15 protein-coding genes are annotated in these 23789 nt (G+C 49.0%); 13 read left to right on the top strand and 2 right to left on the bottom strand.

The features are described 5' to 3' along the window. Nucleotides 1-420 precede the first annotated feature (420 nt). Complete coding sequence (locus MKY95_RS30760) at nt 421-2028, top strand: DEAD/DEAH box helicase (RefSeq protein WP_100528323.1); 1608 nt, start codon at nt 421-423, stop codon at nt 2026-2028. Between the two features lie 492 nt (nt 2029-2520). On the opposite strand, the gene MKY95_RS30755 is transcribed toward MKY95_RS30760, so the two are convergent. Both MKY95_RS30755 and MKY95_RS30750 read right to left on the bottom strand, forming a co-directional pair. Then, on the bottom strand, nt 2521-3453 hold the full coding sequence (locus tag MKY95_RS30755) for a hypothetical protein (RefSeq protein WP_127548919.1): 933 nt from the start codon (nt 3451-3453) through the stop codon (nt 2521-2523). Nucleotides 3454-3455: 2 nt separating this feature from the next. After that, nucleotides 3456-3599 carry a hypothetical protein gene (locus MKY95_RS30750; protein WP_179086527.1) on the bottom strand — a complete coding sequence of 48 codons (144 nt, stop codon included), beginning with the start codon at nt 3597-3599 and terminating at the stop codon, nt 3456-3458. Between the two features lie 262 nt (nt 3600-3861). Between MKY95_RS30750 and MKY95_RS30745 the strand changes: the two genes are divergently transcribed. From MKY95_RS30745 to MKY95_RS30690, 12 genes are all read left to right on the top strand, one after another. After that, nucleotides 3862-5655, top strand: a complete 1794-nt coding sequence (locus tag MKY95_RS30745; RefSeq protein WP_076328712.1) for a VWA domain-containing protein — start codon at nt 3862-3864, stop codon at nt 5653-5655. A 296-nt stretch (nt 5656-5951) separates the two neighbouring features. Beyond that, nucleotides 5952-9341, top strand: coding sequence for a tubulin-like doman-containing protein (locus MKY95_RS30740; RefSeq protein ID WP_076319276.1), 3390 nt, complete (start codon nt 5952-5954; stop codon nt 9339-9341). Nucleotide 9342: 1 nt separating this feature from the next. After that, entirely contained in the window at nt 9343-11790 is a 2448-nt protein-coding gene (locus MKY95_RS30735) for a transcription initiation factor TFIID (RefSeq protein WP_083669849.1), read from the top strand. An 85-nt stretch (nt 11791-11875) separates the two neighbouring features. Next, nucleotides 11876-13159, top strand: coding sequence for a vWA domain-containing protein (locus MKY95_RS30730; RefSeq protein WP_076319275.1), 1284 nt, complete (start codon nt 11876-11878; stop codon nt 13157-13159). 19 nt (nt 13160-13178) lie between these two features. Beyond that, on the top strand, nt 13179-13826 hold the full coding sequence (locus tag MKY95_RS30725; RefSeq protein ID WP_076319274.1) for a beta-mannanase: 648 nt from the start codon (nt 13179-13181) through the stop codon (nt 13824-13826). A 90-nt stretch (nt 13827-13916) separates the two neighbouring features. Continuing rightward, a complete protein-coding gene (locus MKY95_RS30720; protein WP_024632789.1) occupies nt 13917-15176 on the top strand; it encodes a hypothetical protein in 1260 nt (419 codons plus the stop codon). Then, entirely contained in the window at nt 15173-18379 is a 3207-nt protein-coding gene (locus MKY95_RS30715) for a hypothetical protein (protein WP_143781099.1), read from the top strand. Before MKY95_RS30720 ends, MKY95_RS30715 begins: the two co-directional genes overlap by 4 nt. Nucleotides 18380-18863: 484 nt before the next feature. Continuing rightward, complete coding sequence (locus MKY95_RS30710) at nt 18864-19748, top strand: ABC transporter ATP-binding protein (protein ID WP_036612750.1); 885 nt, start codon at nt 18864-18866, stop codon at nt 19746-19748. 239 nt (nt 19749-19987) lie between these two features. Continuing rightward, on the top strand, nt 19988-20467 hold the full coding sequence (locus MKY95_RS30705) for a glutathione peroxidase (protein ID WP_076253672.1): 480 nt from the start codon (nt 19988-19990) through the stop codon (nt 20465-20467). Nucleotides 20468-20951: 484 nt separating this feature from the next. Further along, nucleotides 20952-22313, top strand: coding sequence for an FAD-dependent oxidoreductase (locus MKY95_RS30700; protein ID WP_076319272.1), 1362 nt, complete (start codon nt 20952-20954; stop codon nt 22311-22313). A gap of 378 nt (nt 22314-22691) precedes the next feature. After that, nucleotides 22692-23543: a formate/nitrite transporter family protein gene (locus MKY95_RS30695; RefSeq protein WP_339195910.1), complete on the top strand. Its 852-nt coding sequence runs from the start codon at nt 22692-22694 to the stop codon at nt 23541-23543. A 15-nt stretch (nt 23544-23558) separates the two neighbouring features. Then, nucleotides 23559-23783 carry a hypothetical protein gene (locus MKY95_RS30690; RefSeq protein WP_339195908.1) on the top strand — a complete coding sequence of 75 codons (225 nt, stop codon included), beginning with the start codon at nt 23559-23561 and terminating at the stop codon, nt 23781-23783. The last annotated feature ends 6 nt before the right edge of the window (nt 23784-23789 follow it).

The following is a 23789-nucleotide window of genomic DNA, read 5'->3' as shown; positions in this document are numbered from 1 at the left end:
TCATACTTCGAGCTAGCGCTTTAGCTTACTCCACTCATCATCATTCTCAGAGGGGCTCCTATAGTTACTCTCAAAACCAACCTCACACTCTCTGTCAAAACCAACCTCACACTCTCTGTCAAAACCAACCTCACACTCTCTGTCAAAACCATCCTCAAACTCACTTGGTCGATACAAGTCACGCGGATCTTGGAAATTTTGTGCTACAAGTTGGGGGTGTAACGCTGTATCCCCTTTTGTTTTGCTTGACTAACGTGTAAACTACAGGGTATGGAGAAGAAGAGCAACGAGTGGATTGCTTTTTAAAAAATTCATTTCATAATCATGATTGAACTAAGGAAAACTAGTCTTGATGGCAGATACTGATACTGAGTCATTATGAAATGGACTTATCTAAATGAATATACAGAGGTGTAACGATTGGCAAACTTTGAACAACTGGGCATTCGCCCGGAATGGTGCGAGATCCTGAAACATCAGGGCATCGCCGTGCCGACTCCGGTACAGGAGCGTTCGATTCCGGTACTGCTGGGTGGACGCGATATTATCGCTGAGGCACAGACAGGAACAGGGAAAACGCTGGCATTTTTGCTGCCGATTATTCAGAAAATTAACGTATCCGACCGTTCTCCGCAAGCGCTGATTATTGCGCCTACGCGTGAGCTTGCGCTGCAAATTACGGAAGAAGCGAAGAAGCTCACGGCAAACGACGATAAACTGCACGTGCTTGCCGTATACGGTGGGCAGGATGTGGATAAACAACTGCGTAAATTGCAGAACGGTACCCAGATCGTTATTGGTACACCGGGTCGTCTGCTGGATCACCTGCGCCGTGGCACGTTGAAGCTGGATAATGTGAAAAAACTGGTGCTGGATGAAGCCGACCAAATGTTGCACATGGGCTTCCTGGACGATGTGGAGACGATTCTTAGCGAGCTACCACATAAACGTCAGACAATGCTGTTCTCAGCAACGATGCCTAAGGGCATTCGCAACCTGGCGAAGACCTACATGAAAGATCCGGAAGATGTAAAAGTATCTTCCCAATCTGTTATCCCGATCAAACAGATTCGCCAGCAAGTGCTGGAATGTACGGATCGTGGTAAATTAGAAGCGCTTCGCGGCATGATTGATACGTATCGCCCATACTTGGCGATTATTTTCTGTCGGACCAAACGTCGTGCATCCAAGCTGAACCAAGATCTGCGTGAAGCAGGTTATGCAAGTGATGAACTTCATGGAGATCTGTCCCAATCCAAGCGTGAGAACGTAATGAAAGCGTTCCGCGATGCCAAACTGCAAGTGCTGGTTGCTACAGATGTAGCTGCACGTGGACTTGATGTTGAAGGCGTTACGCATGTATTTAACTACGATATGCCGCATGATGCGGAAAGTTATATCCACCGGATTGGTCGTACGGGCCGTGCAGGCGGTACAGGTCTTGCTGTAACGTTTGCAACAGAGCACGACAGACCGGAACTTGCACGTATTGAACAAGGTATTGACCAAAAGCTGTCCCGTATCCAGTGGACAAGCGAAGGTCCAATTGCTTCAACTGGAGCAGCTAGACGTTCCATCAACAGTCAAGGGGATGACGAACGTTCAGGCGGACGCTCTTCCGGAACTGGTAGTGCCCGTCGCGGTGCAGGCCGTAACGATCGCAGAGATGGCGGACGTGGGGGGCGTGGTTCCCGCGGTGGCGAAGGTGGCCGCAGTGAAGGCGGACGCAGTGGTGGTCGTAGCGGTGGCCGCAGCAGCGACAGCAGTCGCGGAGCAGCAGGTCAAGGTGGACGCGGTGCGGGTCGCAGTGGCGACGAGCGCAGCGCAGGTCGTGGTTCCGCGCGTAGCAGCGACAGCAGTCGTGGTGCAGCGGGTCAAAGCGGACGCGGTGCAGCTAGCAGCGGCTGGGCTGGCCGTAGTGCCGACAAGCGCACCTCCGGGCGCAGCAGCGAAGGCTCTCGCCGTCCGGAATCCGCAGGACGCGGACCGGCGAAGGGTGACCGTCGCGATTCTCGTCGCGGACGGTAAAAGCCTTGGCGCAAGCGGCGATGCAGCCGCAATTGCGCAGGCACCATGCCATGCCACAGGGTTTGGCATGGCACATATGAGAGGGATCGGGTACAGATGTACCGAACCTTCAGATCAAGGGTCGCGACGGAACCACGTCGCGGCCCTTTTTCACCAGGACAGATGCTCATTTCCGCTTATTCTTTTTGTCATCTGTGAGTGCCTGTTTGCGTGCCTACTTGATCCATGGAAGATGCCATTTAGGTATTCCCCATGTAGTTTTTCCTTTTTTTCGTGTACTGCGTATAGCACGTGGCAGACTTCCATAAAATTCAAAACACCTCATCCTAGACCTAAGGATGGGGTGTTTTTGGATTAATTCTTATATCATTAGAAGCATAACCTTTGATCTGTGGTGCTGACGCACATGCAGGGGTGGACAAAATTGCATTCGTCTATATACAGGGAGTGAGTTTGCACTAAACTACGTTTTTCTTTCTCAATATATCATCCCTACAGCTGAACATCTGCGTATTGATCCCGATATTTCTCGTTATAAACCCGACCTACCGACTCTGCCAATCCCCCTCGTGCCTTGCTCGGATAGCGTTCAATCGTGTGATAAAGTCTCATGAAGCGATCCTTGGGCATAAAGCGGGCGTAGCGGGTAATAAGACTAGGGAATAACTCAATATATTTGCTCTTGCGCACGGCAGCAGCAGCTACGGCTGTAAGTATCTGAATTCCATTGTGGAGCTGTAAAATGTTCACTTCATAGGTCGCGATATAACGAATCGCATCTTCACGGATCAAATCCGGCTTAAGCCGAGCAATCTCACCAATATATTCAGCCAGCAGCCGCTCGAAGCTGCGTAAGAGCAAGGGCTTGAGCTGCAGATCCATATCACTGCGTAGGACAAAGGATTGTAACAGCGCAACCTGTTGCAGTCGAATCCGGTCATTGTAGACGAGTGAGCCGATCTCGCGGAGCATCTCATAGGCAAGTGCTTCATCCTGTTTTCGAGCTTCGGCGACCAGAGCCCAATTGCGGTTAATACCCTGGCGGATGAGTTCCTCATCCTGTTGTAACGTGCGCTTCAACTCGCGCTGCTGCTCTACCTCGAATGAACGTTTCTGCATGAAGATCAGTAAGGCCAGAAGCAACAGGGAAACGCTGGCTGCCGCCATGGTCTGATCTATGGTCTCACCGAAATAGGTAGCAGCTACACCGAACAATATCGTAATGAACAAGTCGCGTGCAATCCGGCGTTTTACACGGGAAGTTGCCTTCGCTTGAACGGAATTGAGGGTACCCCGGCCACAGGCCGTGCACTCATCTTCCCACAGGCAGGTGTACTGTCCACAACGTGAGCAGACTTGCAACTTTTCATAGGCATAGGTCGTTCGATGAAATGGTCTTATGGATACAACTAGTTTAGTACTCATGCTTAATCACGCTCACCATTCAGAATAGTGTAGAGGGTACGATCCGTGTCTTCGCGGGAGATTGGTTTCCGCCGATGAAGCTGGAGTGCAGTTACCTTTATAATGACAAAAAGAAACAATATGGCGAGGCATCCGTATGTAACCATAATCCGTTCCCTTCTATGGCTTGGTGAACAAGCGCTGTTATATTGCAGTTTGCTGGCAATAACTATATCATATTTCCATAGTTGGTACTTTTGTGCCAGTTCAAGGCATGAAATCGTCGATTTTTGTCAGTCATTACAAAACTGTAACTCAAGATAGGGGTGCTTTTCAGAATTTGTTAGTAGACTGTTAAGATTTCCTTAAGGCTTGACGCCTATAATAAACTATTCCCATTTTAATCTCAAACGTGAAGGAGTACACCCAATGCTGCGGACACGCAAAATACGCTGGCTTAGTGGAACGATGGTTCTGCTGGCAATTCTAACGCTACTGTTACCTCAAGCGTTGCTGCCACAAGCTGCAGCGGCTCAGGCACAGACAAGCGGAATCGATGCGGTACTTGTAGCCGATGTAAGTAATTCGATGAATACAAGTGACCGTGACAAGATCAGTAATGAAGCCATGAAAATGTTTATTGATATGCTGCCCGTCCAGGGGGACAAGGTAGGGATTGTCGCTTATACCGATCAGGTGGAGCGGGAAAAGGCTATGCTGGAGATTCAGTCCGATGCGGACAAGAGTAGCCTGAAAGATTTTATTGATCAGCTCGGCCGGGGGCCATATACCGATGTCTCAGTTGGTGTCGCCGAAGCCGTGAACATACTGAATCATGGTGCAGACCCATCCCACTCGCCAATGATCGTGCTGCTGGCGGATGGTAACAATGACTTTAACAAAACCAAAGGCCGTACACAGGCACAATCTGATGCTGACCTGGCAAAAGCCGTGAAGGAAGCACAGGATCAGGGTATTCCGGTGTATACGATTGGATTGAACGCCGATGGCAAGCTGAACAAGAATGCACTCGCAGACCTGGCTCAGCAGACTGGAGGTAAATCATTCATTACCGATACGCCGGATGATCTGCCACAGATTCTGAGTGAGATCTTCGCCGATCATGCCAAACTGAATGTGGTGAAGCTGCCCTCTGTAACGGGAAACGGCAGTTATCAGGAAGTTACCGTGAATGTACCGAATGACAGTGTATTGGAAGCAAACATTTCGATCATGTCTTCGAAGCCGGTGGAAGTGCAATTGACGGACCCTTCTGGACAAGCTGTAGACCTGAAATCGGACGCAGCCAAGCTCTCGACGTCGAAGAGTTATTCACTCGTGAAGCTGTTGAAACCCCAAGAAGGAGACTGGAAACTTCGGGTAAAAGGGGCTCCGAAAGACAGCATCGATATCAACCTGTTGTTCAACTATGATCTTCAGCTCGTTGTGGACCCAATTAAGACCAAGTCCTATACCAAAGGAGACAAGGTTGATCTTGCAGCCAAACTGGAGAATGGCGGTCAGCCGCTTCAGGATAATGACCTGTATAAGGATATGAAGGCCACGCTGGTTGTGAAAGATGTGGATACAGGCAAAAGTGAAGAACAACCGCTGGAAAACACAGGTTCTGGTTTTGCCGGAACGTTTGAAGTACCAGACAATCATAACTATGAATTAGTCATCCGTGCGGAAGAAGACAGCTTCTACCGTGAAAGTGAGCCAATCACGATCAACGCTAGCGGAGCAGCCGGAAGTGGATCTCAACCAACAACGTCAGGCGGTGAACAGGATAAGCCGTTTCCTTGGTTACCTGTCATCCTGGGTGTTATAGCTCTGATTGTCGTAGGTGTTGGAGCATGGTTCCTGATGGGCTGGCTGAAACGCAAAAACCGGGGATTTGTAGGCCAGATGGTTGTGGAGATTCGTGATGAGAACACAGGAGACAAGTCATATCCACAATATAAAAAGCTGGTATCCTTCCGCGGTAGATTTCATCTGCATCAGTTGTTGCAACTGGACCCTGAGCTGAAGGAAACCGAAAAATATGTATTCACGCCCAGCAATGGGGATCGAATTATAATCCGTAACACCGCAGGCGGTACGTTGGAGAAATCCGGTCGTGCAGTCGATGCAAGCTCAGGCGTTGAACTGAAGAACGGTGACCGACTGAGCATCCCGCTGCAACAGGCGGACAAAACGATTTTGATCGAGTATTTGGTGTGAAGGATTATAGCTAAATGAATGTAAGCTATATAAGTTGAACTAATCCATTTACACGAGAACGCAGAGGACAGAGAAAACCTGAAGAAGCGAAGCGTTCGCCTAAAAGCTTTCTGAAAGAAAGCTACATCGGAAGCATAGGCTATCCCCAGATTTTCACCGTTGAAAAAGAGAATCAAAAAATCTGGGGATAACAGCGATCGGAAGGTTGTTCTGTCAACGGAGTGGCAAGTGTAAATATTCTTTAGTTTAATTATATAGATTGAAGCATACGTGCGTTAATCTAAGGAGGACATGGAATGAAACCGATTGTTAGAGAACATATTCAGCAACTGGATGTATCACTTGGCGGAGGTATTGTCAGTGAGAAGATCAGAGTTGATACGATTGATAATCCCATTCTGATTATTGGTCTGGGAGGAACGGGAATTGATGCGCTGCTGCGCCTTAAATATCAGATCAACCGTCGTTTCAAGCTGCCACAGGACCCGGTATCCAAGAAAAAAATGGACAAGCCGGACAATGTGGAGTTTCTGGCTTTTGAGACAAACGAACAGGATCGTGCCAAAAAGTATAAAGGGATCGGACTTGATCCGATCAATGAATTCGTATTGCTGTCCAATGCCGAAATTGGCGGACTTCTACAGAACCGCAGCGTGCTTGAACCGTATATTACGGACTGGCTGTCTCCCGAACTGAGCATTACGGACGGCATGAACGGCGCCGCAGGGGTGCGTCAGGCTGGACGTCTGCTCCTGTTCACCAAGATTAATCAGGTCGTACAGGCTATCGACAAAAAGATCAAAACCTTATCCGTAGGCACCAACAAAAAACTTATGGTGTTCCTGCTGACAGGTCTGTCCGGCGGCACAGGCAGCGGCTGTTTCCTCGATATTTCCTATATCGTGCGCGGCATTATCGAACGGGATCACGGCTCTGCCGGGATTGACCGCGTGAATACGCTGGGATATCTGTTCACGCCAGATGTGAACCTGTCCAACAAAAGCTTGAGTGAACACACTCGTGAATACATTCGTAAAAACGGATATGCTGCGCTCAAAGAGCTGGATTACTGGATGAACGTGGATAGCCGCGGTGAGCGGTTTACACAGAAGTACGGCAATATTTTAACCGTCAACTCACCACTGCCTCCATTTAACCTGTGTCATCTAATCTCTGCTACGAATACCGAAGGCAAATTGCTGGAGAACGCCTACGATTACTGCATGAACGTCACGGCCGAGAACATTACCAACTTCATGGCAAGTGAGGAGAAGCAGTCGGGTGAGGAGTTTGCGATCCATGACTATATCAGCAACATTCGCACCAACATTGCACAGATGAACAAGGTGTACCCGGCTAACTATGATTACAACATCATCGGTGCATCTTCGGCTGTCCTGCCGATTGAAGAGATGACCACTTATCTGGCGTATCGCATGTTCGATAAAATGAACACCATGTTCTCCAAAGCACCAAACCAGGAGGATACCGAGAAGTTTGCCCGCAAGCTGGGTATTGATCTCGAAAGTGTGGTCAAGTCCTTTGAAGCGCGCGTGCCAGAGCCACTGCCTGGGTATCAGAACAGCGAGCGTTTATCCTATGGCAACGTGGTGAAATCACAGGTTGTGAATATGGATACTGAACTGGAGCAGAACTTCCTGGCTCGTGCTCGTGAAGAATATATTAAAGCGAAGAAACAACTGCCTGGTGAGATTGCGGGTCAGTTCACCGAACAGATCCGGCGTATGTTTTTGCATCCCGAACAAGGTCCGTTTTATGTCTCCCGTCTGATTTATACGGAAAAAGGTTTCTGTGTACTGAAGATGATTCAGTCGTACATCGAAACCCTGCGTGAGAATGCCTTCCGCATTCCGCGTGATATTGAAGCAGCTCAGGAGCAGTCCGAAGAGAAACTGGGCGATGCGAAGAGTGCTTTTGTCTCCAAAGAGAAGAAAAAGAATGCTTATATTGAAGCAAAAATTCATGAGTACTGGCTGCACGCCGACGTGGAACGCAACGATCAGATGATCGAGTTCTATGAAGATCTGTATGAGTTGCTGAACCAGGAAAACAGCCGCATTTATAACGTATTTACCGAAACGCTGAATGCCCTTAGCTCGATATTCACGAAGAACGGTGACCTCCTGACACGTGGCGAAGAACAAGCCGATCACAAAGGCAACAAAACATATTACTGGAACGTTGTAAGTGTACCGGATATCGTCAGTGTGGTGGACGGGCTGTTGGATAAGCGTGATACAGATGATCTGATCCGTGACTTCTCTCGTGAATTGCTGGAAAACTCCAGCCAATGGGTGAAAGAAAACGAGATTGATATCGTCAGCTCCATCTCCGACTTCCTGAGTGAGAAATTCGGTGATCTGATTACCCGTTCCATGGAAGATTTCCTGGTGATCAAATACGGTCAGGATGAGTCAGTCGAGAAATTCGTGGAACGTTTCATTGCTGGCAAGTTGGATGATGAGGCTGTTCCGGTGTTCAATCTGAGCAACAGTACAGGCAGTCTGCATTTCCCTTCATGGGGATTTGTATCGGTACCGGCACAGGCACCAGGCATTCTGAAAGGGATTCGCAATTATCAGAACAATGCGGTGGGCAAGTCTCATTTTACCGTTAAGGAAAGTGAAGTGCGTAACCGGATTTTCTGGCTGAATACCCGCAACGGGGTACCACTCTTTGTTTATACACCGCTTAAGGTATATGAGGAAAGTTATGAACGTACCATTTTGGACAAAGAAGGCATTGGTCGCCACTTGGTGCAAACGGAGAAAAACAACTGGACCTATCTGCCGTCGCCGATTCCGGAGAAATCATGGGGAGATGTGTATGAGAACGCCCGCGTGAAGCAGTATAACGCGCGTGTACGTAGCGAATTCGAGCAGGCGCTTGGATACAACATTGTGACAGCCAAATCGATTGATGAGAATACAAGCAACCGGTATGCGATTGTGACAACAGAAGCGTTTGATTTGTCTGCCAAACTGGGAGCGTACGACATGCGTCTCACGTCCACCACGCCGAACCTCGGCGAAGTGAAGCGGGCGGTGATCGAACTGAAACGTCTGCAATCCGAAGGGTTGCCGCGTGTAGGCGTTAAGGATATTTTCGGCAGTATTAATGAAGATATGGCCAAAGAAAACCTGGTACGCTCCCCGCAGCTGATCGCGCGCGTACGTGAGGAACTGGCAAAGATGAATGCCATCTCGGCCAAAGTCGCCGAACTCGAAGGCATTCTTGCCCAGTACCAGGACGAGGAGCAATGGTATGACCGCTTCATCGAAGCGTTATATACCGACACCATCGTCAAAAAAGGTGCCCTCTACGTCTATGACCGTGACCCGGAAGAAGACGCATGGGAGCCGTTCGCAAACCTGATGAAGAGCCGTAACTTTGCCGAGTATGAAGTGTTTGGCAACTTCCGCGGTCTGGCGGAGAAGGATCGCAGTACATTGCTGCGCAAAGCCTCCCGCCGCGATAACGATCTCACGGCTTCAGAAGATATCACCCCACTGCTGACAAAGCTGGATGATCTGGCTGCGCTGTTCATGGAATCACGTGATCGTCTGGAATATGAGCGGGTAGAACTGGCTAACGGAGAAGACATCTATCAGTTCTACAGAACAATGTCGTCCAAGCTGAACGACATTCGCAGAAGGCTGAAGTAAGATGGCGGCCGGGATGGAGTTCAATTCGAACAATACCCTGAAGCGTGATCTGGAGAAGTATGCAGCGCAGTATGCAATAGAGCAGGAGCGTCAAGGCAGCTTGGGTGATGGACGCAGCAGTATCCATTACCCGGCTTTGTTCCTTTTCGTGGGTGATCTGGTTGCACCCGCGGTGTCTGCCGTGCAGGAGATCAATCGGCTGAAATGGGATAATGGAGACGGTGTGGTCTACGTTCAGATTGGTACAGAAGATCAGAAAGAGCATCCGGGTGGAACGAGGAATGGTGGCTCGTCCGATGATGGTCAGGTGACTTGTCATCGCTTGCCTTTGTCCGCTGGGCAGACGGAGCGACCGTCCAAAACACGGCGTAAGGATGTACATCGCAGTTTCCACGAATCGGATCAGGCGCTCTACGATCTGAATCGTACGCTTCGGCGGGTCAGTAACCGAATTGCTGAATATGGACGGTTGTACTCGTCATTTGATCGGATTTACGTTACGGTGGTAACCAGGGCGGATGATCCGCTGAATGTATTGTTGCCAGAGCTCACCAAGCTGACGGAGACCATTTTGTCCCAAGCCTTCAAGTCGGTGCAGACGGATCTGCATGTATTGGTCAGCGAGATGGAACAGGTGGATTCTTTCGGGTATGCCAGCGCAGCAGGCCTCGCTTTTCTGCGGGAACTGGATTATATGCAGTCCTTGGACTACACGTTCAGCGGTAAACTGCTGGTGACGGAGGATGGGATCTCCATTCCGGTTACACATCCCGCGTCACCGTTGTTTGATCTGGTATATCTGTTGTCCGACAAAAATGAGCGTGGAACCGGCGTTCCCGGTGGCTGGATCGAAAATGCCGAGATCATCTGCCGCATCTGCCTGCTGAAGAACAGGAAGCAGGATGTGGATCACTCGGGTAGCGTTTCAAGCACGGGAGCGAACACGTACAACAATACATCCTTTAAAAACAATATTCGTACTACCTCTGATCAGCATGGTTATGCAAGTGCGGGTTTTGCCGAGATCAGGCGGCCAAACAAGCCGATTGCCCTGACGGTGTTATATCACCTGTATCGATATCTGCTCGCACGCATGCGGCAAGAGCCGGATTGGAGCATTAAGGACAAGCTCGCTTTCTTTGGACTGGACGCGGCTTCGGTGGAACGCAAAGTCGAAGGCTTGCTGCCCAATGAAGATCTGGTTAGTGGCATGAGTGGCATCATGACGCATAACGTCAGTTTCTCTGATCTGAAGCCGCTCTCCCTACGTGAAGCGGAGAGAGCGTTGTTTGGACAAGGAGCTGAAGCGTACTTCCGCGATAACGTTGTCCGTCTTGTCGAAGAGCGTGTGCGCGAGCGCAGCTCTAACGGTTCCCTGCGCCGTCAGGCTGAACATTCCCGCGCGGAGCATCCAGAGGTTGGTTACTTCCAGTGGGCGGCCTGGAGTGACAGTGAGCCTGGTAGTGTACGTGAAGCGCTGCTCGGACTGATTCGGGATAAATCGATGCAGCTTGAATCGGCACGTGCTCTGCTGGAGCAACGTCAGCAAGAGCGAGTGGAAGATCAGTCGTTCAAACGAGCGTTGTTCCGTGATAAACAGAATGTACGCAATCTGATTGACTGCATGCTGGAGCGAGTGTATGTACCAAAGGTAGAATTACTGCGACTGGAAAATGAATTACATCTGCTGCGCATCTACGATACGGAGATGGAAGAACTTCATCGTTTTAGTCGCCACGTCACAGCAACACTTGAAGCGCTGGAACGCACACTGCGAGAGACAGCTGCCCAAAGTATCGCCGCTGCGGATGAATACATCGGCCAGAACGTGATGGAGTACTACGGCAAAGTGACGGAAGAGCTAATCATCGACCTGGAAGCCAAACGCGGACGGGATGTATGGTTTGAGGACCGTTACATGGGAGACATGAACCGGCTTGCCACAGAAGGCGATGATCGTCTGCTGAAACGGTTGATGGAGGTATGTCACTCGTTGCTGCTTACAGCCGAGCCATTGCGATTGCCATTTGAAGAAGAACTGTTGCAGCGTGCTAACGTTACGATTGCCTACGGAGATAAAGACGTATTAACCCGGGATGATCTATTCCGCAGGTTGTACCACACGCTGGAGGATCAGGCGGTTGTTCGGGTCCGGGTGTTCGATTATACGCAGGAACATCGATATGAAGAGAAGTATTTCTTTGGTGACCATCATAGTGCTTTCATGGACTACGCGGCACATGCCGAAGAGACGTCACGTATCTACAAGTTGGGTGTGGTGTACGAAGAACGCAGTAGTGGCGTGGAGAAGCTGAATCTGATGGGCGGTTTCCATCTGGAGGATCTCATGGTGTATCGGAACGGCAAGGTATATTATGACTCGTACACGGAGAATGGCTATGAACTTCACCCCGCTGGTCTGGTGGAAAAGTTGTCACCCATTCGTTAAGACGCCGGCGGTGTCCTGACACCCAGCATCAATCTTGTATTAACTCAGCCTGTTTACGGCTGGTATGGAAAGGATGCATGTAGACATGCAGCGAAAAATCAATCTTCTCCTGGTCCTGTTCAGCCTGATTGGCGGGGCAGTGGGCTTTGCGGCAGGAGAAATCATGCTGCGTCAATGGCTTGGGGATATGCCACGTCTGTTGCTGATGGGATTATACTTTGGCGTACTGGCGCTGAGCGTTGGATTGTTCTGTTTGATCGCAGAGATGATCTCACCCAAGCTGAATGGCGCTTCATGGAAACTCCGGTATCTGGGACTGTCGTGGAAATTGCTTGTTCCGGCAACACTGGCTCTGTTATTTGTTGTTGGACTCGCCCTGCAATTGTTGTATCAGATCAATCCGGGCGGTGTGAAGCAAGTGAAGGACATCGTACTGATGATCGATAACTCGGGCAGCATGAGCGAGACAGATCCGGATAACGGACGTTTTGAAGCCGCCAAGACACTGATCAGCCAAATGGAGAGTGACAAACAGGTAGCTGTCATTACGTTTGATGACCAACCGCAGTTGTTACAGCCGTTTATTGCGCTGGATAGTGAAGCGGCCAAGAATGAGGTTTATAGCAAAATCGATGGCATTGTCACGACTTCGGGCGGCACCAATTTTGATGCCGTGCTGCGGGAAGGTATGGAACAGATTCAGGGCAAACAGGACCCGAAACGCGGTACGGTGGTCATCTTGTTATCCGATGGCTTCAGTGAAGCGGACACGACCGATATTTTGTCCCAATATAACAACGAACAGATTACCATTAATACAGTCGGCCTCAGTCTGGTAGACCCATCAGGAACGGATTTGCTGCGTAATATTGCCCAGCAAACGGGTGGCATGTACTATGATGTACCGGATTCCGGTGGTCTGAATCTGGCATTCCAGCAGATCTACGATACGATTGATGAACGGACGCTGGTAACGGAGCGTACAGGTATGATGGAGCATAGCGTTTATCTGGCGATTTTCCGTGTCGTTGCCGTACTGCTAATTGGAGTAGCACTGGGTGTGTCACTCGGACTTGTGTTTGATAACCGTCATCTCGCGCTCAGCTTCGGTATTGGTGGTGCGGTATCGGGTCTACTGGCAGGGCTTCTGCTGGAATGGGGCCTCGACGGTTCGAACGTGGGTGATACATTCGTACGACTTGGTGCGATGCTCATTTTGTCTGGCGTACTGACCCTCTTCTCCTGGATTGTTCCGATTAAGGAGAACACGCCGCGGAAGAGCAAGGGTCGTCGTGAAGCTGGCGGCGGAACTTCTTCTGCCGAAGGGTTTGGTCAGAGACCAAGAGATACACGCAGCAAAGGATTCTAACGTCGGGAGGTCAATGGAAATGCGGTTTACGGATGCAGACCCTTCGACACCCTTGATTCGAAAACTGACACTTGCGGTGGACGAAGGGCGTTGTACACTTCGCTGGCTCTGGCCGGAACGGGTAGAAGCTGTGTATGTGGAACGGCTGGAGCTGGATATGATGAGCTATGATCATATCGGGGAAGAGCCTGCACAGGGCAAGCTGAAGCTGTACACGAGAGAGGAATATAAGGCGAGCAATGGATACACGGATCGGATCACGGGTTTTGGTGCCATCAAGTATACGGTTTATGTGTGTCAGATGCAGGAAGAGGGACCTGTGCTGATCCGTCAACGAGACGAGGACAACATGGTGATTGCAAGCGCAGGGAAGGCGGATATCCGCTTTTCCATTCGCTACAAGAGCGGTTTTTTTCAGAAACGGAAAAGTGTATTGATCACCGTCACAGCGGAAGTACCTGTTCCAAAGGAAGCCCTCTGTTATGTTCGCAAACAGGGCGGGGTTCCGCTGAATAAGGAAGATGGTACGGTGTATCCTTTTGTGAGTGATTTTGCTCCCGGAAGAAATGAGATGCCGCCCGTTGAAGTTGCCAAGGATGATTATGTGCGATTATTCTTCACGGACGGACCGAAATATGGAGCCGCCTATCGGCTTATATCAGACTAGATAGTTGGACTAGCGATTGGGAGGTTACTCTGTCATCGTAGTGCAAGTGTATATCACCTTAGTCTGACTGATCAGGGGAGGGGAGTGGCTATGAGCTTTTTTAGTCGGTTTTTGAAGAGACAACAGCCGGAGGAACGTCCGCTGTTTTATGATATTGTATGCCCTTATTGTTTCAGCAAGTTTTCACCGGAAGAGGTGGTGTTCCGCGCTGCCCATCACCGTGATGATGATGAGGACTACGCACTCGGGGAAGATGCGAAGTTGAATCGGTATCGCGAAAGGTTCGGACTCGACACGGTATTTGATATGGAGGCGGTATTGGCACCCCATGATGTACCGGAGGAACACCGTATTTATTCCGATAACATCGTGATGGGGCTGAACGATCGGTATGGTGTCGTTACGCGTCGCCGGTTGTGTCCGCAATGTCATAACGAGCTACCTGTTACGGCAGGTAAAGCACCGAGCAACATCATTTCTATTATCGGTGCATCCCAGGTGGGGAAATCCGTCTACATGACTTCATTAATTCATACATTGCAGCATTATACGGCCGATCATTTTGACGCGGCTTGCATGCCATTGAATGCGGAGATTAGCCGCCGGTTCCGTGCGGATTATGAAGAACCGTTGTTTGAACGGGGCGATCTGCTGGATTCCACACAGAAGGAAAAGTTGCAGGAGCCGTTTATCTTCCAGTTTGTGTTCAAGGACGAAGATAAAGCGCCGCTGACACTGGTGTTCTTTGACGTTGCGGGTGAAGGTATGGTGGAGCAGGATTATCTCGGACTTCACGGGCAACACATCAAGAACTCGGCAGGCATTCTGTTTATGGTGGACCCGCTTCAGATTCGTTCGATTCGGGACAAAATCCGCATTAACCTTGGCAACGAGCCGGGAGAGTGGACACCACGATACGATGAGCCACGCGATGTGGTGCTGACGATGTTCGGAGATTTTATTGCGTATCAGGACAAAGCCAAAACGAATATTCCAACGGCCGTTGTGCTCACGAAAAGCGACATGCTGCATTCCCTCAAGGATGAAGAGGGCGACTATATCAAATCCAACAGTAATGTCTTCCGCAACATGGTGCACCGTGATTGGTTCGACTTAACCGAGTTCGAGAATATCGACGGGGAGATCCGGCGTTTTATTGAGAAGGTGGATCGTCCGTTCAAGGGCACGATGGATGTGTACTTCAAGGATACAGCCTATTTCGCAGTCTCTGCGCTGGGCAGCAATCCGGTGGATATGAAATTGCAGGGTGTGGTTAGTCCGATTCGCGTGGATGAACCCTTCTTATGGCTATTGTACAAGCTGAAGTACATTGAGGGGAGAGTGGGATGATGCGTTCTTCCGTAACCCCGCCCATTGAACAACAGTTGTATACCCGAGAGCGGCGCGGGGTGTTTCGCACAACAGAGGGGTTTGATACGGTTGCGGCATCGCCGGGACTGGACCCTTCTTTTATCAAAAAAGTGCTTCACCCCTACTGTGTCTATGATGCTCCAGCGGAGCTAACAGGCCGTAGCGAGAAGGACGAGACGAAGTTTCCGGCTTCTATTCACCTGCTTCATCTGGAGAGTGGAGAGACGATTCTTGGGCAAAATGTGTACCAGTCTGCGGATTTCACCGGGCTGCGCAGTGCCTTTTTTGCACATAATTACGTCTTGTCTCCCGAACGTTCGGAAGAGCAGATGAAACAAGGCGGCTGGCTGGATGCCGTGTTCGCCACGTCCTATGACATCGAACAAGGTACAGTTCTGCCGGCGCTTGCTGAATTGCCTATATCACCTAGGAGCGGACAGGGTGGGGCGACCGATGCTGGCGTAGGATCACCCACCCAAGTGCTGAGCACCTTGAAGATGAACGAAGTGCTGTTCAAGCGCCTGCTCTATGCGGTAATGCAGTCTGTAGCGACACGCAGAAAAGTATACATTGCGCTGGACCTTCCCGCAGAGGAAGTGACCGCAGGGGCCAAAGGATTGTTACGTTTGCTGTACACGGCTTTACCATACGCATTCCGGCGGCAGCTGGGATTCATGACGTTTGCCAAGGAGCCACAGGCCAAGAAGGGCATCCACGTCCAGTTTGTTGAGCGAGGGACGTTACGTCCGAAAGACCGGAATACGGAGAAGGATTTCACCTTTGATCTCGTATCAGGCAGAGTGACACATGCGGATGCATCTGTGGCGAAGTTACCTTATGCAGAATTCGCTTGGGCCTTATTGCAGGAACCTGCGGCGGCGGATGCGTTCTATACGTTTGCGGATGAAATGTTGTCCGGCATGGAACCTGGGCGGGAACTTTCCATTGAAGCCTATGGCGAACTTGCGGTGTTCTATGGTCTTGAACAAGGCATGGAAGACCTGTATCTGGATAACAAAAGTCATGTCCTGAGTGGCTTGCTGACCTATTTGAAGCCGGATGGTGGATTACAGCAACGTTCCCGTCTGAACGAGCTGTTCCTGACCTTGCTCAGCAGGGAACTGGACAGCGTGAAGCGTGAGAACGTACCCGAAGAAGACGTCGCAGCTCGCATTGGCGAATATTTCAGTGTTGCCGCGCCCGTGGTGCAATCCCGGATAGTGGACTATTTTATCTACGGTGTGAATAATGCCCGCGCCCAGAAGCGTATGCGTGCTGTGCAGGAATTGTATGCTGTGCTGGATCGGGATCCGCAGCTGAATCGGGCTTTCTTTGATAAAGTGCTGGCCAATGAATCGCTCACTAAGCTGTTGTTCGAGCCTTATCTGGACAATCAGCTGAAACGCACGGAATCGGCAGCGAACGTTGTGGAAGTGATCCGAAGATGGGTTACGTCCCATCCATCTGCGATCCACTACAGCTTCTTGCAGGAGCGGACAGCCAATGAGCTGCGTGAACGGTTATGTTCTGCGCCTAATCCGGTACAGTCTGCGAATGAAGCCCTCCAGCGTGTTAACATACTGGATCGGGTATCCGCTGATGTCACCTATGATACAGGCATTACGGCACGAATTGGTCAATCTGAAGCTACAGCCCGTCCTAATCGCAAAGGGGGATCTCCGTCTGCCAGTCAAGATCCGGCATATCAGGAAGAGTTAACCCGCCTTGCAGACAAGCTGGCTTATGTCATTAACCTGTTTATGATTCAGGATCTGGATCTGGAACGGGTTAACCGTGAACAGCTATTAAGCATTGATATTTTACAGCATGGCAATGAGGTTCGGGATTGGGCGGCACGTCAGGGCTCTGATGTATCTGCTCGAACGAACATGATGCTGGCTGCGAGAGTGTGGCTTAGTGGCGAGGGGAATGAAGAAGAGGCATTGGAGGCACTTTCCCTGGCAGAACGCAATGAACTTCAACGCTGGACGCGTCGCTGGCTTGCCGGAGAGCTGCAGGCTCATCCGGGGATAGCGGCTTATGAAGCTTTGCCGATGGCTTTTTATCGGGGAGGAAGCGGTAGTAACCGACTGGATTATCCTGGCCTGATTGAATTCATCCGCACCAATGCAAGTCGTGCTGAAGGGCTGTATCCATTCTTCGAATGGTCAGGAGATCATCGAATGTTTGTCCGGGGTTCCAATGCGCATAAAGGATATGCGGATGCCATCGTGGCGTATTTCAAAGCCCATGACCGTGAAGCTTTCAAGTCGAAGTCAGCTTTCAAACCGTATTATGTGAGAGCCAGCAAGACAATGAAGCCGGTCTATGACCGTGCGAAGACGGAATTGTCCTCTCCACTGGTGCGGATGCTAACGGGTAAAAGGAAAAATCTGTTTGGATTAATCCTCTTGATCCTGGTTCTGGGTATTGCTGGCGGTACATATGCATGGATGAAAGATTCTGTAGAGCCGCCAGCGGCATCCCCTCCTTCTACCCAGGAGCCTGTCATACCGGCTGAACCGGAGGTGCAGCTCGCGGAGCAGATTGCTTATATGATTCCTGCGAGTGAACAGGAGGGTACGCAATCACCTGCCCAACTGGTGATCCGTTTCAGGAATGATACGGGAAGCACTGAGTTTGAGCAAGGCCCGCTGCAATTGACGATGAAAGATGGCAACACGCAGGAGTTGGATGCTACAGGTAAGTGGGAGAGTTTTAATCGGAATGAGGAGCCAGATAACCAAGTTCCTTCCGATGGTGGCTCAGGAAGTACTTCCGAAGGAAGCACGGATGGTTCTTCAGCGGGAAACATAGAGCAGACGGAGGATGGCGATCAGCAGGCCGATCCTTCAACATCGGGTGATTCCACTTCAGATCCTGCTACTGATACAACAACGGATACAGGGACGAATGCACCGTCTAATGCTGGGAGTGGAGACACGGATCAAGGTACGGATGCCGATCAAGCTACTGGTTCCACATCGCCTGACACATCTGTATCCAATGAACAGGATGCGAACACTCCTGCACAGATGTCTATTGGAGAGGTAGATCGTCTCTATCCGTATGGATTGCAGATCGATCTTCCAGCGAATATGGATGCCGAGAGTATTGCCAGTGTGAAGAGTACGCAGGGCAGTATGACTGTAATCCAATTGATGCCTCAGCCGAAGCTGTAAGTTATTTTATATGAGCGTGTTGCATAGATTCATTAAGTGTCTTTTGATCCAATAATGAAAAATGCTGACTTCATACCTTATTAAACGAGCGTATGTGAGATGACCTTGAACTTTAGATTTCAAGGTCATCTTTTTTTATTTGATATGGCGGATATAGCAAACACAAAAAAACTCACACATTCACAATTCAGACACAAAATTTGCGATTCAAGAGTTTGAAAGACAGTCAGAAGTGATAAAGTGCGCGGAATGAATGAGAAAAGGTCTCATGTGTACTTGGGGAAAGAGCGGGATTTCTGCTACAGAAAGACCAAATAAAGCACGAAAAGAGAAGAAAATTTGGTTTTTTATGTTGACAAATGATAATGATTATCAGTATCTTTAGTGTAGAAGATATTTGCGTCGGAAATCACAGAATTACAATTTCGTTTTTGTTGTCATAGCCGGATTACATAACCGGGATAAATGAGAGAGGGATGATCGCATGTTTCGTCTGGAGACGACCAAGCTGGATATCGCTTATGAGGAAAGACTAATTGTAGAGGATCTGAATATTCAGATTCCCCAAGGAAAAATTACAGCACTTGTTGGAGCCAATGGTTCAGGGAAGTCAACCATCCTGAAAACGATGGCACGTATTATGGCTCCAAAAGCAGGTAATGTATTGCTCGACGGGAAGTCCATCCATAAGCAGTCCACGCGTGAAGTTGCCAAGCAACTTGCGATTTTGCCACAGAATCCAACAGCCCCTGAAGGTCTTACCGTTACTGAACTGGTATCGTATGGTCGCTTTCCTTATCAAAAAGGATTTGGCTCCATGCGTGCGGAAGACAAACGTATGATTGAATGGGCTATCGAAGTGACAGCCATGACTGAATTCCATGATCGTCCGATTGATCAACTGTCCGGTGGACAGCGTCAACGTGCCTGGATTGCCATGGCACTTGCCCAAGAAACAGATATCCTTTTCCTGGACGAGCCGACTACGTTCCTGGATATGGCTCACCAGCTCGAAGTATTGCAATTACTGGAGCAACTGAATGCCACAGCCAACCGTACCATTGTTATGGTTGTGCATGACTTGAATCATGCTTCCCGCTACGCACATCACATGATTGGTATCAAAAAAGGTAAAGCCATCGCTCATGGTTCACCTGTGGAAGTTATGAACTCAGATGTACTTCGTGAAGTATTCAACATTGAAGCAGATATCGTGATTGATCCGCGTTCCGGTGTACCGCTCTGCTTGCCTTACGCTCTTGCAGGCGAACGCCAGCAATCGAAGACGCCAGAGCAGCTGGTCATGAACAGTGCGATGGTTCATGCTGGAGGACGGGCAGAACCACGTGTCCAAGCGACAGGAAGTTAACGAAATGGGCCATATGTGGTCCTTACATTATAGAATGAAGCCGCTGTGCGCTATTGCACGCGGCTCTTTTGCATTCATGGGGAATTTGCAACGCATGGTAGCAAAGGGAAGGGGTAGACCCGGGATTTGGTAATCGCATTGGATCAGGTCTATAATAATAGGACAGGCTGTGAGTCCGTTGGTTATGCCAACGTGCTCGCAACAGCCCAAACCAACATATGTCATGGGAGGAATCAGTCATGTCCGTATATTCATATCAGGCGGTAACCACCGCGAACCAAGAAGTCTCACTGGATCTGTATCAAGGTAAGGTATTGGTCATTGCCAATACAGCCAGCAAGTGTGGGCTGACCCCGCAATACGGTGAATTGCAAAAGCTTTATGATCGTTATCGTGATCAAGGCTTGGTTGTACTGGGTTTCCCTTGTAACCAGTTTGGAGGGCAGGAGCCAGGTACAAGTGAGGAAGCGGAATCATTTTGCCAGATTAACTATGGTGTGAATTTCCCGGTGTTTGCCAAGGTAGATGTGAATGGTGAGGGCACTCATCCCCTGTTCCAATACCTGAAGGAGCAACAACCTGGCGTAGGTGAAACAAGCGACATCCAATGGAACTTCACCAAGTTCCTTGTTAACCGCGAAGGTGAAGTGGTAGGTCGTGTTGAACCGAAAGAATCTCCGGAGACAATGATTGCAGATATCGAGAAATTGCTCGGTTAATACAAGAACGTTTGAGAAGCCTGTCCTTGCATAAGCAAAGATGGGCTTCTTTGATTATTTTATATACGCAGATTTATTCTCTTCACAGGTAGGAGTTGGATCCATGAAATCAACTCTGTAATGAAAATTGAAGCCATTTATTTTTTGTATAAGTCAAACATGAGGCAGGAGACGCCTATAACTTTATACGTCCACACTGCGTTCATACAGGGATCACGGAAGCCATTACATAGCATAAACCTGCCCAAATCCGGGGACAATGAAATCAATACAATGAAGGGAAGAAAGGCTTAAATACAGGGAAATGACCTCCTTCGACAAACTTTTTTTGCTCAACCTATTGCAATGTGAAAAATATCACATTATAATGAGTGTATAAAGTGAAATAAATCACATACACAGTTTCGAACAAGAAGTGAAATGTTTCACAACCATAACAACCTTATATTCAAACTCATTTATATATTTCGAGGAGGAACTTTTAATGAAAATCGCAGTTATCGGATGTACACACGCAGGAACCGCAGCCATCGTAAATACCGCCAAATTGTACCCGGATGCTACCATCACGGTGTATGAGCGCAATGACAATATCTCCTTCCTATCTTGTGGCATTGCGCTCTACGTAGGTGGGGTTGTGAAAGACCCTGACGGCTTGTTCTATTCTTCGCCTAATCAACTGGCAGAGCTTGGTGTTGAGACCAAGATGCTTCATGAAGTAACAGCAGTAGATGCCAAGGGCCATACCCTTCAGGCTAAAAACCTGCAAACCGGGGAAGAATTTGAAGATACGTTTGACAAACTGATCGTGACAACGGGGTCATGGCCTGTCGTTCCAAAGCTTGAAGGCATCGAGATGGATAACATTTTACTTTGCAAAAACTACAATCATTCCAACACGATTATTGAAAAAGCCAAAGATGCCAAACGTGTCACTGTTGTAGGTGCAGGATATATCGGCGTAGAGCTGGTGGAAGCTTTCCAAATGAACGGCAAGGAAGTTACCCTGATCGACAGTGTGGACCGGATTTTGAATAAATACTTGGACCCTGAGTTCACGGATGCGATTGAAGATACGTTGACTGGACGCGGCATCAATTTGGCACTTGGTCAAACGGTACAGAAGTTTACTGGTGAAAATGGCAAAGTGACTAAAGTGATCACGTCCAAAGGAGAGTTCGAAACCGATCTGGTTATTCTGTGCATTGGTTTCCGTCCAAATACAGAGCTGCTCAAAGGCCAAGTGGATATGCTGCCAAACGGCGCAATCATCGTGGATAAATATATGCAAACGAGTCAAAAAGACGTCTTCGCTGCGGGTGACAGCTGTGCTATTCATTACAACCCAACAGGCAAAGCATCTTACATTCCACTGGCAACCAACGCCGTGCGGATGGGTACACTCGTAGCCCGTAACCTGGTTCGTCCTACGACACCGTATATGGGTACACAAGGAACATCGGGTATCAAAATTTATGAGCAAAATATCGCGGGTACAGGGATGACGGAAATGTCTGCGGCTGACGAAGGCCTGATTGTTGAATCTGTCGTACTGGAAGACAGCTACCGTCCGGAGTTTATGCCAACGGCTGAGAAACTGTTGCTTAAAGTGGTATATGAGCAGGCTACTCGTCGGATCGTTGGAGCACAGGTGATGTCTCAGGTTGATCTGACCCAATCGATTAATACGATCTCGGTCTGCATCCAAAATAACATGACCGTAGATGAGCTGGCCTTCATCGACTTCTTCTTCCAGCCACATTACAACAAACCATGGAACTTCCTGAACACGGCTGGTCTGCAAGCACTGCCTCCAATAGAAGTAAAAGCACCAGCAATGGTGTAAGGAAGCAGAATAGATGGTTGAACAGAGGGCATGATAAACGCCATACAAAGATAAGTCATGCTTGTCCGTAAATAAGAGGAGTACAATAACTGCCAAGATTACGAAACAAGGCGGACGATTATAAAGGAAAGAGAAGACTGGCGAGTATATCGTCAGTCTTCTTTTTTTTTTGTTTTAGCTACAAAAGGGCTTACTACACTCTTGCTGTCATAACTATTCCAAGACACTCTTAAAGTATCTTTTTAAGTAACATTGTGATAATTTGCACAAAGTTATGTTTAGGACCGAGATACAATTAGGATGTGGTATTCAACGCATAACTAATGAATTTCAGATGGTTTTATCCAATGATGAACAATGAAGGAGAGGATGAATGATATGGCAGCAAAAACACCTCTTGAGGTTGCACAATATACGGCGCAAACAGGCAAGAAGAAGGCTCAATATCCGGTGTCTTCTGTACTGGTGCTTAGTTTTCTGGCAGGGGCTTTTATTGCGCTGGGTTTTCTATTGGATATTCGGGTAATTGCTTCTGCACCAGCAGAGTGGGGGAGTCTGGTCAATCTGATTGGAGCAGCAGTGTTCCCGGTTGGATTAATCTTGGTACTCATAGGTGGTGGCGAGCTGCTGACGGGCAACATGATGGCAGTTCCACTTGCAACGATTGCACGAAAATTATCTGTGGGTAGTATGTTGAAAAATCTAACCTTAGTGACGATTGGTAATTTTGTTGGAGCTTTGTTTGTCGCGTACGCGTTTGGACATGTGCTTGGTCTGACCGGAGAGGGTGTATATCTGGCAAAAGTAGTGGATTTGGCTGGGCATAAGCTGCATGACGGCTTCCTGCAAGCTTTCATCTCTGGCATCGGCTGTAACTGGCTGGTCGCGCTGGCCGTGTGGTTATCTTATGCTTCGGATACGATGAGTGGCAAGGTACTGGGCATTTGGTTTCCAACGATGGCATTTGTGGCGATTGGATTCCAGCACGTTGTGGCCAATATGTTCCTCATCCCGGCGGCAATCTTTGAAGGACATTATTCATGGGGTCAATATGTGATGAATTTCATTCCGGTATGGCTCGGGAATCTTACTGGAGGTGCTCTGTTTGTTGCTGCAGCCTATTGGGTGGTGTACCTGCGCCAAGCTGAGCCAAAAGTGAAACCGGAGGTAGCAACGTCGATCGAACCTATGGAGACGGAGGCTAGAGTGATGTTGAGCAAACAAGCATAGCGGGCACAGCGAGGCATGTATACACGTATATTAGAAGTGAAGACGATTCTGATCTTGCTCGGATCATGGCGAATATGCTGTGACGGAGCAGGGCGGGATCGTTTTTTTGTATGGGGTCTTTGTTGGAGTTTAACGCAAAATAAATTCGCCATGACAAGGTTCGGGGGAACGAAACCTGTTCATGGCGAATTTCGGGAGTGGTCCATGATATGGCATGAGGAGGAAGTGGGGAAACACTAGCCTAAT

The organism is Paenibacillus sp. FSL P4-0176 (assembly GCF_037975265.1).
Taxonomy (GTDB): domain Bacteria; phylum Bacillota; class Bacilli; order Paenibacillales; family Paenibacillaceae; genus Paenibacillus; species Paenibacillus amylolyticus.
This window is presented reverse-complemented; position numbering and strand designations above follow the sequence as displayed.